This window comes from Pedococcus sp. P5_B7 (assembly GCF_054049895.1).
Genome location: NZ_JBFULM010000005.1, coordinates 25,413 through 38,429, shown reverse-complemented (window position 1 = coordinate 38,429; position 13,017 = coordinate 25,413). Strand labels below are relative to the sequence as shown.

Below are 13,017 nucleotides of genomic sequence, written 5' to 3'. Positions count from 1 at the left end.
GGCGGGGGCGTGCGGAAGTGGGTCTGGAGCGCGCAGCGTCGGGGCGCGCCGGGGTCTCGGGGTGGTGCTGTCAGCCGGGCGGGCCCGTGCAGCCACACGAGCGCCGGATCACCAGGTGGGTCGGGATCACCAGCGGGCCGTCCTCGACGGGCCCACCGGTGACGCGACGGTGCAGGCGTTCGGCTGCCTGCGCACCGAGCTCGCGGACCGGCTGGCGGACGGTGGTGAGCGCAGGTTCGACGTAGCGGGCGGTCATCACGTCGTCCCAACCGACGACGGCGACGTCCTCGGGCACCCTCGTGCCGCCCTCGTGCAGCCGCTTCATCACGGCGAGGGCCAGCTCGTCGTTGGCGCAGACGAGGGCGTCGGTCGTGAGGTCACCGGACAGGATCCGGTCGGCGAGGGCGGTGCCGTCCGCCTCGCGCAGCGAGATGCGCACCGGCTCCGCGGCCGTCAGGCCGGCCGCCGCATGGGCGGCGACGAAACCGGCATACCGGTCTCGGACGTCGGGGCCGGAGTCCGGGTCACCGACGAAGAGGAGGGCGGTCCGGCCGTGTCCGAGGACGTGGCTGGTGATCTCCTCGGCGCTGTTGGTGTTCTCCGAGGTGACCGTGTCGATGTCGGAGTGCGGGTCGCCGGCGATGAGCACCACGGGCTTGGAGCCGTGGAGTGCGGTGACGGTGTCCTCAGGGATGGCCGCCGAGCCCAGCATCGCGAGGCCATCGACGCGGGTGGCGAGCTTGCGGACCGCGGCGGGGAGGTTGTCCTTGCCCTCGGCGAGCATGAGCACGACGCTCTGGCCGAGTTCGGCCGCACGCGACTCGAACCCCATCAGGAGCTCGGAGTAGTAGGGACCGGAGAGCTCGGGAAGCACGAGCCCGTGCGCCTCGTGGTGGCGCACCGCGAGGCTGCGCGCTGCGGCGAGGGGCACGTACTTGAGCTCCTCGGCGGCGTCCAGGACGCGCTGTCGGGTCTTGTCGGAGACCGCGGTGGAGCCCTGCAGGACGCGGGAGACGGAGGCGATCGAGACACCAGCACGCTCGGCGACGGAATAGATCGTCGTCCCGCTGGAGTGCGTCGCACCGGTCGCCACAGGTCTGCCTCTTTCATCGTTGAAAGCGCTTACATCTGTTTCGACCATGCCATGGCTGAGAGAGGGGCGCAAGGGGGTGTGTGGCGATTTGCCAGTTTCGAGGGCTCCGTCAAGGCCCTCGTCGAGGGCTGCCGGGACGCGGCGAGTCAGCCCGCGAGCAGCACGTCGGCCAGGGTCGCGTCGGCCACGAGACCTTGCACCAGCCCACCCTCGAGGGCGGCCCGCACGGCCGTCGACTTCGACGCCCCCGAGACCACCGCGATGACCTCCGGGACCCGCGTCAGGTCGTCGGGATCCATGGTGATGAGGCGGGCAGCGACCTTGGGGCGCAACGGTTTTCCGCCCGCGTCGAAGAAGATGCCAGCCAGCTCGCCGATGACTCCCCGAGCCGTGAGGTCGCGCTGCTCGGCCGCGTCGAGGAGGTCGTGGATCGTCGACTGGCCCGGCCGCCAGGCGCCGATGCCGACGACGGCCTTGCTCACCGCCGAGGCGCGGGCCAGGCCGTCCACGACGGCCGGCTGACGCCGCAGCGCATCCGCGCTGGACTTGCTGTCGAGGACGAATGGCGCATAGAAGACAAAGGCCTTGCCGCCGGACACTCGTGCTGCGCGCCGGACGATGTCGACGGCGCTGCTGTCGAGGTCAGGGAGGGCGATCGCGCCGGTCAGCTGGACGACGTCGACGCGGGGCAGGCTGGTGAGCGCGCTGACCATCGCGTGGACGTTGCGCGACCAGGGGAGGCCGAGCACGTCACCCTCGACGAGGACCTCCGACAGCAGCTCGGCCGCCGCCCGGCCCAGCTGGTGGCGCACGGCTCCCGGGTCGGCATCGGCGGTGTCGACGACGACGGCGTGCGCGAGGCCGAAGCGCTGCTGGAGTCGCGCCGACAGGTCGACGTCGAGCGAGCCCTGCCGCACGATCTCGATCCTGACCAGGCCACGCTCCCGGGCGGCCTCCAGCAGCCGTGCGACCTTGAAGCGGCTGATCCCCAGCTCGTCGGCAATCTCGACCTTCGACTGGTTCTGGAGGTAGTGGCGACGCGCGATCGCGGCGAGCATCACGAGCTCGGCGGGTCCGTCGTCCTCCACGTGTCCGTCCTTCCCATTGACAGGGTCCGGGGTGCGCCGACATGCTCGACGAACTCGTTTGCGCATCATTGCGCTCGTCTGAGCGACAGTCAACCAGGCCCGTGACCCCCGGAGGCCTCCATGCCCGACGCCCCTCGCACCCTCGTCGCCGGGGTCGACTCGTCCACCCAGTCGACCAAGGTGGTCGTCTGCGACGCTGCGACCGGCGAGATCGTGCGCTCCGGTCGGGCGCCGCACCCCGACGGCACGGCCGTGCACCCCGACCGGTGGTGGGACGCGTTCACCACGGCGACGGCCGACAGGCTGCTCGACGACGTCGCAGCCATCGCGGTCGGCGGGCAGCAGCACGGCATGTGCGCCCTCGACGAGTCCGGCGCGGTCGTGCGGGATGCGTTGCTGTGGAACGACACCCGCTCAGCGCAGGCCGCCCGTGACCTCACCGACGAGCTGGGCGGGCCGCAGGAGTGGGTGCGCCGGACGGGCTCGGCCCTGGTGCCCAGCTTCACGGTGACCAAGGTGCGGTGGCTGGCCGAGCACGAGCCAGACAACGCCGCACGGGTCCGCGACGTGGTCCTGCCGCATGACTGGCTCACCGCTCAGATCCTCAAGCAGGGCAACGGTTTCGAGCGCTACACCACCGATCGCGGAGATGCCTCAGGCACCGGCTACTTCTCCAGCACCGCCGACACCTACCTCCCCGACCTCCAGGAGCTCGCGCTCGGACGGGTCTTCGGCGTGCCGACGGTCCTGGGTCCCCACGAGGTCGCGGGCCGCACCGATCGCGGGATGGTCGTCGGACCCGGCACGGGCGACAACGCCGGGGCGGCGCTCGGGCTGGGGCTGCGACCGGGCGACGTCGCCGTCTCCCTCGGCACCAGCGGCGCCGTGTTCGCCGATGCCGACCGGCCGGTGGCAGATCCCAACGGCCTCATCGCGTCGTTCGCGAGTGCGTCCGGTGGCCACCTGCCGTTGATGGCGACCCTCAACGCGGCACGGGTCCTGACTGCTGCCGCCCAGCTGCTGGGCACCGATCTCGCCGGGCTCGACCGACTCGCCCTCGCAGCGGCACCCGGGGCCGGCGGGCTGACGCTGCTCCCCTACCTCGACGGCGAGCGCAGCCCCAACCTCCCCGACGCCACCGGCACCCTCGGCGGCCTGACCCGTGCCAACGCGACCCCCGAGAACCTCGCCCGCGCCGCGGTGGAGGGGATGCTCGCCAACCTCGTCGCCGGCGTGGCTGACGTGCGTCGGCTCGGCCTGCCGGTCGAGCGCGTGGTGCTCATCGGTGGGGCGGCGGCCTCCGGCGCGGTGCGCGCGGTCGCTCCCGGACTGTTCGGTGTGCCCGTCGCGATCCCGGAGCCCGGCGAGTACGTCGGGCTGGGGGCCGCCCGCCAGGCTGCCTGGGTGCTGGTCGGTGACGAGCGTCCGCCGCAGTGGCAGGTCCGTTACGAGGCGACCCTCGACCCGCCCCCCGGTGACGTGGGCGCCGCCGTCCTCGACCGGTATGCCGGCCTGCTGGCCCGCGTCCACCCCGCCTGACCGCTCTCCCCTCCTCGAGCAACCTTTGCTAGCAAAGGTTGCTCGATCGCCGACAGGTTGCAAACTGTCCGTCAGCCAGTTTCCTTTGCTAGCAAAGGTTGCGCGAAGGGAGCCCGACGGACCAGGCGTTCGGCGCCGACCAGCACCACGAGGGCCCCGAGACTGAGCGCAGCGCCGTCCCAGATGGTCGAGGCATAGCCGAGGCCCGCGGTGATGGTGAGCCCGCCGAGCCACGCACCTGCGGCGTTGCCGACGTTGAACGCCGCGATGTTGGCGCCGCTGGCCAGGGTCGGCGCCGAGCCGGCATACGTCATGATCCGCATCTGGAGCCCCGGCACGGTGGCGAACCCGAAGCCACCCATGAGCACGAGCCCCACCACGGCCAGCACGGGTGAGGACGCGGTGAGCGCGAAGCCGCCCATCACGACGGTGAGCGCCGCGAGCACCACGGTGAGGGTGACGGGGACCGAACGGTCGGCGGCCCGGCCACCTACCCAGTTGCCCACGAAGAGGCCGACCCCGAAGAGGACCAGCAGCCACGGCACCGTCGAGGACGCGAAGCCGGAGACCTCGGTGAGGGTGTAGGCGATGTAGGTGAACGCGCCGAACATCCCGCCGAAGCCGAGCACGGTCACCAGCAGCGACAGCCACACCTGGCCGGACCGGAACGCGCCCAGCTCGCCACGCAGCCCCGCGTCACCGGCCGGCACCGGCTGCGACGGCACCAGGGTGGCCATGCCGACGAGCGCCAGGACGCCGACCACGCTGATCGCCCAGAAGGTCGAGCGCCAGCCGAGCTGTTGCCCGAGCAGGGTGCCGAACGGGACGCCCAGGACGTTCGCAGTGGTCAGCCCCGCGAACATCATCGCGATCGCGCCGGCCTTCTTCTCCGGTGCGACCAGGTGGGCGGCGACGACCGAGCCGATGCCGAAGAACGCGCCATGGGTCAGGGCCGCCAGGATCCGCCCGAGGAGCATCACCTCGTAGGTGGGGGCGTTCGCCGAGACGAGGTTGCCGGCGATGAACAGCACCATCAGGGTGGTGAGGACGTGCTTGCGGTTGAACCGCGTGACCGCCGCCGTGAGGCCGATCGCCCCGACCGCCACGCTCAGCGCATAGCCGGAGATCAACCAGCCCGCCGCGGCCTCGTCGACGCCGTAGTCCGCAGCCACCTCGGGCAGCAGCCCCGCGATGACGAACTCGGTGAGCCCGATGCCGAAGCCCCCGATGGCGAGGGCGAGGAGTCCAAGGGGCATGTGGTGCCTTTCCGTGCGTCGAGGTGTCAGGGCCCGGGGTTCCTAGGTTTCCCGAGCGGGTATGCCGCGTATGCAACAACCGGCGTATGCAGCAAGTTAGTTGCATGCGCGGCTTATTGCAAATGCGGGCTATGATGGCCGGATGGGAATCGCAGACGATGCCGTCGAGGTCCGCGCCCAGGGCTGGCGGACCCTCGCCGCGCTCCACGGGCTGATCGAGTCGTCCCTCGAGCGCGAGCTCACCAGCGCCCACGACCTGTCGGTGGTCGAGTTCACCGTGCTCGACGCCCTGTCGCGCCAGGACGGCTGGCACCTGCGGATGTCACAGCTGGCCCGTGCGGCCGCGCTCTCCAACAGTGCGACGACCCGGCTGGTCAACCGGCTGGAGAACCGGCAGCTGATCCGGCGGATCCTCTGCGCCGACGACCGACGCGGCATCTACACCGAGCTCACTCGCTCCGGGGTCAAGCTCCTCGAGGCGGCCCGGCCGACGCACGACCGGGTGCTCGAGGAGACGATCCGACAGGCCGAGGAGACGCCCGAGCTGGCTCCCCTCGTCGACGCCCTGCACCGGCTCCCTGCCGCCGTCGCCGTCTGACCCCACCGCGACCTCCCGCCCGGGCGCACCCGTCGCGCGGTGGTGCGGGCCCGGGCAGGATGGCAGGCATGAGCTATCCACCGCCCCTCTACGACGGCAGCACGGGCGAGGTCAGCGCGACCATCCGCCTGAGCGACGCGGAGCCGGATGTCATCTACCCCAACGGAAACCGGGTGCACTACCTGTCGAGCGGCGAGTCCACCGGACGGCTGTTCGGGCTCTACCGGTGGGAGTTCGCCGGACCGCCCTCCGGTCCCGACTCGCACTTCCACAAGACCATCGCCGAGTCGTTCTACGTCCTGTCCGGCGAGGTGAAGATCTTCGACGGCACCCGCTGGAACACGACCAGGTCGGGCGACTACGTCCACGTGCCGCCGGGCGGCCTGCACGGCTTCCGCAACGAGTCAGGCGCCGCGTCGATGCTGCTGCACTTCGCGCCCGGCGCTCCTCGCGAGGGGTACTTCGAGGGGCTGGCCCGCGTCGCAGCCGGCGAGACCATGACCGACCAGGAGCGCGACGAGTTCATGCGCTACCACGACAACTACTGGGTGGACTGACCCGCCGCCGCGATCTGGAGACGGACGGCGAGCCGCACGGTGGCATCGTCGAGGTCGAGTCCCGCGAGGTCGGCGATGCGGGCCATCCGGTAGCGCATCGTGTTGGGGTGCACGTGGATCGAGTGCGCGGCGCTGGTGGGCGCACCCGGGTGGTCCAGCCAGGCAGCCAGGGTCCGCAGGTAGTCGCTGTGGTGCTCGGCGTCATGGTCCCGCAGCACCGCCAGCGGGCCGAGCGGATCGCCGACCAGCGTGCTCGCGGCCCGCGCGATGGTGACCTCGGCCCAGACCTCCTCGTGCGCCACCACCGAGTCGTCGGCGCCCGGCACGTCACCCGTCCGGCCCGGACCAGGCAGGCTGACCACCCGGTCGGTCTCCTGCGCCTCCACCCGCGAGCGCTCCAGCTCCCCCGGTGCGTATGCCGTGCGGCCGGCTCGAGCGGTCAGCGCCAGGGACTCGTCGCGGGCCTGCCCGACCACGCCGCCCAGCCAGGCCCACGTCCCGGGTGACATCTCGTCGCTGTCGCGCACCACGGCATACCCACGACCGTCGAGGTCGGCGAGCAGGGGCTGGTTCCACGCGTGGCGTCGGCACACCGACTCCCAGAGGTCGAGCAGCCGCACGGGGTCGCCCTCGCCGCCGAGGGCGACGACGCGCCACGGTCCGGCCGGCAGCCAGTCGGCGGCGCCGCTGGTGTTGCCGGACAGCACGCCGCGCAGGCGGTCGGCGGCGACCCTGCGGGACAGGTCGGCCTGGGCCCGCAGGCGGAGCAGGTGCAGCGCCACCACCGAGGAGGTCTGGACGAGCTCGGTCACGAGGGCGGCCGGGGGGCGCTCCTCGACCACCGCCCAGATCGAGCCGAGCCACTCACCTCCCGCGCGCACGGGGATGACCAGGCGCGCCTTGGTACCACGCGCCGCAGGCACGAAGACGGGTTCGGCGGAGCGGGCGAGGCGGCGGAAGACGCCCTGCGCCCGGAACGTCGCGAGCACCTCGTCGGGCACCCGGCGGCCGACGATGGTCGAGACGCGCGCCGGGTCGGTGAGGTCCTGCTTGGAGGAGTAGGCGAGCACCCGCGACTGGGCGTCCTCGATGGTGACGGGGGCGGCGACCAGGGCGGCCGCGGCGTCGGCGAGCGCGAACAGGTCGTCCTGCACGGGGGCGTCGTCACGCCGTCCGGGTCCCACGGCGGCGCGGTCGATCACGCCCCGGAGCAGCCAGACGAGGTGGGCCCACGACGCCTGCTCCGCGAGCTCGACGAGGGCGATCTCGCTGCGCCGGGCGCGGTCGCGGACGGTCCGGCGCCGGGCGATGCCGCGCCGCAGCACCACGCCCCCCGCACCCGCCTCGGCGGCGCGGCGCACGAGGTCGGCCGCCGACTCGGCCGACTCGACCCCGACGCCCAGGACGAGGTCACCTGGCTGGCCGACGATCCCCTGACCGGGTTCAGCGATAGTCAGGTCGTCGACCTCGGCACCGGGGTGCGGCACCCCGAGGGTCAGCAGGCCCCCGAGGGTGGCCACGAGGTCGGTGACGGCGAGCACCCGCTCAGGGTGCTCCTGTTTGTGGTCTCAGCACAAGTGATGCTGGAGGATTCATGCTGTTGGCCCAAGGCGGCATACCCGCCCCGCTGTCACTCTCGATCTATGGCTCCCATCACCGCAGCAGGTCTCCCCGTCCCCCAGCGCGTCGCCGTCGTCGGCGCCGGCATGGTCGGTCTGTCGACCGCCTGGTTCCTCCAGGAGCACGGTGTGGAGGTGACCGTCCTCGACCGCGAGGGTGTCGCCGCGGGTTCGTCGTGGGGCAACGCCGGGTGGCTGACCCCCGGCATCGCGACGCCGCTGCCGGAGCCGGCGGTCCTGAAGTACGGCCTGCGCGCCGTGCTGTCGCCGAGCTCGCCGGTCTACGTGCCGCCGAGCACCGACCCCAAGTTCCTCAAGTTCGTCACCGGGTTCACCAAGAACTCCACGATGAAGCAGTGGAAGAAGGCGATGGGCTCGCTCGTGCCGGTCAACGACCTGTCGCTCGAGAGCTTCGACCTCCTGCGTGACGGTGGCGTGCAGGCCGAGACCCGTGAGGCCAAGTCGTTCCTCGCGTCCTACCGCACCGAGGCCGAGCGGGTCACCCTGCTCGAGGAGATCGAGCACATCCACGCCGCCGGCCAGGACATCGAGTTCGACGCCCTCACCGGCGACCAGGCCCGCGCCATCGAGCCGAGCCTGTCCGACGAGATCGGCGCGGCGATCCTGCTCAAGGGCCAGCGCTTCATCGACCCGGGCACCTACGTGCACGCCCTCGCCGACTCGGTGCGGGCCCGTGGCGGCAAGATCATGGATGCCGCCACCGTCGCCGACATCCGCGACACCGGCACCGGCGTGGTGGTCACCACCGCCGAGGGCTCGGTCGAGGAGTTCGACGCCGCCGTCCTCGCGACGGGCGCCTGGCTCGGCAAGCTCGCGCGCCAGTTCGGCGTGAAGAACGTCGTGCAGGCCGGTCGCGGCTACTCCTTCTCGGTCGCGATCGACCACGTGCCCAACGGCCCGGTCTACTTCCCCGCCCAGCGCGTCGCCTGCACGCCGATCGGCGACCGCCTGCGCGTCGCCGGGATGATGGAGTTCCGCAAGCCCGAGGCCGCGCTCGACCAGCGCCGCATCCAGGCCATCGCCGAGGCCGCCCGCCCGCTGCTGCGTGGCGCCGACCTCGACAACCGCCAGGACGAGTGGGTCGGCTCGCGCCCCTGCACCGTCGACGGCCTCCCCCTCATCGGAGCCACGAAGTCGCCCCGCGTCTTCGCCGCCGGTGGACACGGCATGTGGGGCATCACCCTCGGCCCGGTCACCGGTCGACTCCTCGCCGAGACCATGGTCACCGGCAAGCAGGTCGAGCAGCTCAAGCCGTTCGACCCCCTGCGCTGACCCGACCTCTCCTCCCAGCACCCCCTCTCGAGCAACCTTTGCTAGCAAAGGTTCCTGGATGGCGGACAGGTTGCAACCTGTCCGCCATCCATTTTTGTTTGCTAGCAAAGGTTGCTTGCAGGGGGCGTGGGCTTGACTGGATACCATAGGGGGGTATGGTGTTGGCATGGCCGACACCGACACGCACCACGGATACCACGACCAGAAGGACAGCCACCTCAAACGGCTGCGCCGCGTCGAGGGACAGGTCCGCGGCCTCCAGCGGATGGTCGAGGAGGACAAGTACTGCATCGACATCCTCACCCAGGTGTCGGCCGCCACCAAGGCGCTGCAGTCGTTCTCGCTGGAGCTGCTGGAGGAGCACCTCGAGCACTGCGTGGTCGACGCCGCGCGCCGGGGCGGCCCCGAGGCCCAGGACAAGGTCCGCGAGGCCTCCGACGCGATCGCCCGGCTCGTCCGGTCCTGACCGGCACTGACCGGCCACCGCGAGACACCAGACCAAGGAGCACCCCATGAGCACCCAGAACTTCGACGTCGTCGGCCTCACCTGCGGTCACTGCGCGAGCGCCGTCACCGAGGAGCTCAGCGCCCTCGACGGCGTGTCCGGCGTGACGGTCGACCTCGTCGCGGGCGGCACCTCCGCCGTCACCGTCGAGACGTCCCGCGAGCTCACCCCTGCTGAGGTCGCCGAGGCCCTCGACGAGGCGGGCGACTACAGCCTGGCGCCGTGAACGCGGTCACCCGCGTCGCCGCGTTCGGCGCCGGGGTCGCCGTGGCGTTCGGGGCGGCCTTCGGCGTGGGTCGACTCGCGGACCTCGGTATGCCGGGTGCCGACCAGGCCGCCGCCGCCGCACCGCACGCCGACATGACGAGCGACGGCAACGGGCCCGACGGTCACGACCCCGACGGTCACGCCCCGGACGGTGACGTAACCCAGACCGAAGCATCCGTGCCGGCCGGGCTCAGCGCCACGGCCCAGGGCTACCAGCTCGTCCCGGGCACGACGACCATCGAGCCGTCGACCTCGGCGCGGGTGACCTTCCGGATCATGGGTCCGGACGGACGACCCGTCACCGCCTTCACCACGGCGCACGAGAAGAAGCTCCACCTCATCGTCGTGCGCCGCGACCTGTCCGGCTTCCAGCACGTGCACCCCGCGATGTCGCCCGACGGCACCTGGTCGGTCGACGTCGACCTGAGCCGGCCCGGGCAGTGGCGGATGTTCGCTGACTTCGACCCCGACGGCGAGACCGAGGGACTGGTCCTCGGCACCGACCTCGCCGTCCCCGGTGACTACTCCCCCGCCGCGCTCCCCGGTCCCGACCCGACCACCTCGGTGGATGGGTTCACCCTGCGGGTCGCGGGCGCCCTGTCCCCGGCGAAGGCCCAACCCGTGGCGTTCACGATCGGTCGTACCTCCGGCCGGGCGGTCGCCCTCGAGCCCTACCTCGGCGCCGGTGGCCACCTCGTGGTGCTGCGCGAAGGTGACCTCGCCTATGCCCACGCGCACCCCCTCACCGGAGTCAGCAGCCTGGCAGGCGGCGCGGCCGGTCTGGCCTTCCAGGTCGAGGCACCGGGGCCGGGGCGCTATCGCCTGTTCCTCGACTTCAAGGCCGATGGGGCGGTCCACACTGCCGCCTTCACGTCCGACGCCGGGAGGACGCCATGACCCACGCACCCCCGAACGGCACCACCACCGTCCCAGCGACCGGCGCGGTCGAGCTCGTCATCGGCGGCATGACCTGTGCCTCCTGCGCGACCCGGATCGAGAAGAAGCTCAACAAGATCGAGGGCGTCACGGCCACGGTCAACTACGCCACCGAGAAGGCCAAGGTCAGCTTCCCGGCCACGGTCTCGACGGACGACCTCCTCGAGACGGTCGAGCGCACCGGCTACACGGCGTCTCTCCCGGTCGTCGCTCGCGCCGACGGCGGCGCCGTCCCTGAGGCCGAGGCCGACCCCACCGCGCAGCTCCGTCACCGGCTGCTCGTCTCGGTGGCGCTGGCCGTGCCCGTCGTCGTGCTGGCGATGGTGCCGGCGTGGCAGTTCGACTACTGGCAGTGGGCTTCCCTCGTCCTGGCCGCCCCGGTCGTGGTGTGGGGCGGCTGGCCGTTCCACCGGGCCGCCTGGACCAACCTGCGTCACGGGCAGACGACGATGGACACCCTCGTGTCGGTGGGCACCCTGGCGGCGTTCGGCTGGTCGCTCTACGCCCTCTTCCTCGGCACGGCAGGTGTCCCGGGGATGACGCACCCCTTCCGGTTCACCCTCGAGCGCACCGACGGCGCCGGGAACATCTACCTCGAGGCAGCAGCCGGGGTGACCGCCTTCCTCCTGGCCGGGCGCTACGCCGAGGCCCGCGCCAAGCGGAGCTCCAGCGCCGCGTTGCGAGCCCTGCTCGAGCTCGGGGCCAAGGACGTGGCGGTGCTGCGTGGTGAGGGGGACGACGCCCGCGAGGAGCGGATCCCCGTCGAGCAGCTGGTCGTCGGCCTGCGTTTCGTGGTGCGACCGGGCGAGAAGATCGCCACCGACGGCACGGTCGAGCACGGCACGTCGGCCGTGGACGCGTCGATGGTGACAGGCGAGTCCGTGCCGGTCGAGGTCGGTCCCGGCGACGCGGTCGTCGGCGCCACCCTGAACGCCGGAGGCCGCCTGGTCGTCCGGGCCACGCGGGTCGGCGCCGACACCCAGCTCGCCCAGATGGCGACGCTGGTCGAGGACGCACAGAACGGCAAGGCGCAGGTGCAGCGGCTCGCCGACCGGGTCTCCGGCGTCTTCGTGCCCGTGGTGATCCTGCTCGCGGCGGCCACCCTCGGCTTCTGGGTCGGCACCGGGGCCGGCTGGACGGCCGCCTTCACCGCGGCCGTCGCCGTGCTGATCATCGCCTGCCCGTGCGCGCTCGGGCTGGCCACGCCCACCGCCCTCATGGTCGGCACCGGCCGCGGCGCGCAGCTCGGCCTGCTCATCCGGGGGCCCGAGGTGCTGGAGTCCACCCGCCAGGTCGACACCGTGGTGCTCGACAAGACGGGCACCGTCACGACCGGTCGGATGGCGCTCGCCGACGTGGTGGCCACCGACGGCGAGGACCCGGCCAAGGTGCTCCGGCTGGCTGGTGCCCTCGAGGACGCCTCCGAGCACCCCGTCGCGCGCGCCGTCGCCGAAGCGGCCCGGGCTCGGGCGACCGGTGCGCTGCTCGGAGTCGAAGGCTTCGCCAACAGCGAGGGGCTCGGTGTCAGCGGGACCATCGACGGCCACGCCGTCGTCGTGGGACGGGCACGGCTGCTCACCGACGCTGCGGTTTCCCTCCCCGACGACCTCAGGTATGCCGTGGAGTCGGCTCAGCAGCGCGGCGCGACCGCCGTCGTCGTCGCGTGGGACGGGGTGGCCCGTGGCGTGCTCGTCGTCTCCGACACGGTGAAGGAGAGCTCTGTCGCCGCAGTCGCCCAGCTGCGGGCGCTGGGTCTCCACCCGATCCTCCTCACCGGCGACAACGCGGCCGCTGCCGCCGCGGTCGCGGCGCAGGTCGGCATCGACGAGGTGGTCGCCGACGTGCTCCCGCAGGAGAAGGTCGAGGTGGTGCAGCGACTGCAGGCAGAGGGGCGCACGGTCGCGATGGTTGGTGACGGGGTGAACGACGCGGCGGCTCTCGCGCAGGCCGACCTGGGGCTGGCGATGGGTACGGGGAGTGATGTGGCGATCCAGGCCAGTGACCTCACCCTGGTCCGGGGTGACCTGCGCTCGGCACCCGACGCGATCCGGCTGGCCCGCCGCACCCTGGGCATCATCCGCGGCAACCTGTTCTGGGCGTTCGCCTACAACGTCGCCGCGATCCCGCTGGCCGCGCTCGGGCTGCTCAGCCCGATGATCGCCGGGGCGGCCATGGCGCTGTCGTCGGTGTTCGTTGTCACGAACAGCCTGCGCCTGCGCGGCTTTAAGGCCACCGCCCCCTGAGACGCTGACCAGTGCGGCTGGCC

At 72.1% G+C, this 13,017-nt stretch carries 12 protein-coding genes; 8 read left to right on the top strand and 4 right to left on the bottom strand.

All coding sequences use genetic code 11. From position 1 onward, the window contains the following. Positions 1 to 70 precede the first annotated feature (70 nt). Positions 71 to 1,093 carry a LacI family DNA-binding transcriptional regulator gene (locus tag ACXJKD_RS12455; RefSeq protein ID WP_457254909.1) on the bottom strand — a complete coding sequence of 341 codons (1,023 nt, stop codon included), beginning with the start codon at positions 1,091 to 1,093 and terminating at the stop codon, positions 71 to 73. Positions 1,094 to 1,239: 146 nt separating this feature from the next. After that, entirely contained in the window at positions 1,240 to 2,181 is a 942-nt protein-coding gene (locus ACXJKD_RS12450; RefSeq protein WP_457254908.1) for a sugar-binding transcriptional regulator, read from the bottom strand. Positions 2,182 to 2,301: 120 nt separating this feature from the next. Here ACXJKD_RS12450 and ACXJKD_RS12445 point away from each other — a divergent pair, with 120 nt between their 5' ends. Further along, positions 2,302 to 3,720 carry an FGGY family carbohydrate kinase gene (locus tag ACXJKD_RS12445; RefSeq protein WP_457254906.1) on the top strand — a complete coding sequence of 473 codons (1,419 nt, stop codon included), beginning with the start codon at positions 2,302 to 2,304 and terminating at the stop codon, positions 3,718 to 3,720. A 71-nt stretch (positions 3,721 to 3,791) separates the two neighbouring features. On the opposite strand, the gene ACXJKD_RS12440 is transcribed toward ACXJKD_RS12445, so the two are convergent. Beyond that, a complete protein-coding gene (locus tag ACXJKD_RS12440; RefSeq protein WP_457254905.1) occupies positions 3,792 to 4,976 on the bottom strand; it encodes an MFS transporter in 1,185 nt (394 codons plus the stop codon). A 142-nt stretch (positions 4,977 to 5,118) separates the two neighbouring features. Here ACXJKD_RS12440 and ACXJKD_RS12435 point away from each other — a divergent pair, with 142 nt between their 5' ends. Next, positions 5,119 to 5,574 (top strand): MarR family winged helix-turn-helix transcriptional regulator, encoded by a 456-nt coding sequence (locus tag ACXJKD_RS12435; protein WP_457254904.1) that lies wholly within the window; start codon positions 5,119 to 5,121, stop codon positions 5,572 to 5,574. Positions 5,575 to 5,642: 68 nt separating this feature from the next. Next, a complete protein-coding gene (locus tag ACXJKD_RS12430; protein WP_457254903.1) occupies positions 5,643 to 6,131 on the top strand; it encodes a cupin domain-containing protein in 489 nt (162 codons plus the stop codon). Here ACXJKD_RS12430 and ACXJKD_RS12425 read toward each other — a convergent pair. After that, positions 6,116 to 7,672 (bottom strand): PucR family transcriptional regulator, encoded by a 1,557-nt coding sequence (locus ACXJKD_RS12425; protein ID WP_457254902.1) that lies wholly within the window; start codon positions 7,670 to 7,672, stop codon positions 6,116 to 6,118. The genes ACXJKD_RS12430 and ACXJKD_RS12425 overlap by 16 nt on opposite strands. A 102-nt stretch (positions 7,673 to 7,774) precedes the next feature. Here ACXJKD_RS12425 and ACXJKD_RS12420 point away from each other — a divergent pair, with 102 nt between their 5' ends. From ACXJKD_RS12420 to ACXJKD_RS12400, 5 genes are all read left to right on the top strand, one after another. Further along, positions 7,775 to 9,043, top strand: a complete 1,269-nt coding sequence (locus ACXJKD_RS12420; RefSeq protein ID WP_457254901.1) for an NAD(P)/FAD-dependent oxidoreductase — start codon at positions 7,775 to 7,777, stop codon at positions 9,041 to 9,043. Positions 9,044 to 9,209: 166 nt separating this feature from the next. Continuing rightward, positions 9,210 to 9,509, top strand: coding sequence for a metal-sensitive transcriptional regulator (locus ACXJKD_RS12415; RefSeq protein WP_457254900.1), 300 nt, complete (start codon positions 9,210 to 9,212; stop codon positions 9,507 to 9,509). A 46-nt stretch (positions 9,510 to 9,555) separates the two neighbouring features. Next, positions 9,556 to 9,774, top strand: a complete 219-nt coding sequence (locus tag ACXJKD_RS12410) for a heavy-metal-associated domain-containing protein (RefSeq protein ID WP_457254899.1) — start codon at positions 9,556 to 9,558, stop codon at positions 9,772 to 9,774. After that, the gene (locus ACXJKD_RS12405; RefSeq protein ID WP_457254898.1) at positions 9,771 to 10,712 is read left to right on the top strand and encodes a hypothetical protein; all 942 of its coding nucleotides are present in this window, start codon (positions 9,771 to 9,773) and stop codon (positions 10,710 to 10,712) included. The genes ACXJKD_RS12410 and ACXJKD_RS12405 overlap by 4 nt, the downstream gene beginning before the upstream one ends. After that, positions 10,709 to 12,994 carry a heavy metal translocating P-type ATPase gene (locus ACXJKD_RS12400; protein WP_457254897.1) on the top strand — a complete coding sequence of 762 codons (2,286 nt, stop codon included), beginning with the start codon at positions 10,709 to 10,711 and terminating at the stop codon, positions 12,992 to 12,994. Before ACXJKD_RS12405 ends, ACXJKD_RS12400 begins: the two co-directional genes overlap by 4 nt. Positions 12,995 to 13,017 lie beyond the last annotated feature (23 nt).

Bases quoted from the DNA above. Each gene is read 5' to 3' on its own strand.
- ACXJKD_RS12445 (WP_457254906.1), top strand. From the start codon at position 2,302: ATGCCCGACGCCCCTCGCACCCTCGTCGCCGGGGTCGACTCGTCCACC.
- ACXJKD_RS12440 (WP_457254905.1), bottom strand. From the start codon at position 4,976: ATGCCCCTTGGACTCCTCGCCCTCGCCATCGGGGGCTTCGGCATCGGG.
- ACXJKD_RS12435 (WP_457254904.1), top strand. From the start codon at position 5,119: ATGGGAATCGCAGACGATGCCGTCGAGGTCCGCGCCCAGGGCTGGCGG.
- ACXJKD_RS12430 (WP_457254903.1), top strand. From the start codon at position 5,643: ATGAGCTATCCACCGCCCCTCTACGACGGCAGCACGGGCGAGGTCAGC.
- ACXJKD_RS12420 (WP_457254901.1), top strand. From the start codon at position 7,775: ATGGCTCCCATCACCGCAGCAGGTCTCCCCGTCCCCCAGCGCGTCGCC.
- ACXJKD_RS12415 (WP_457254900.1), top strand. From the start codon at position 9,210: ATGGCCGACACCGACACGCACCACGGATACCACGACCAGAAGGACAGC.
- ACXJKD_RS12410 (WP_457254899.1), top strand. From the start codon at position 9,556: ATGAGCACCCAGAACTTCGACGTCGTCGGCCTCACCTGCGGTCACTGC.
- ACXJKD_RS12400 (WP_457254897.1), top strand. From the start codon at position 10,709: ATGACCCACGCACCCCCGAACGGCACCACCACCGTCCCAGCGACCGGC.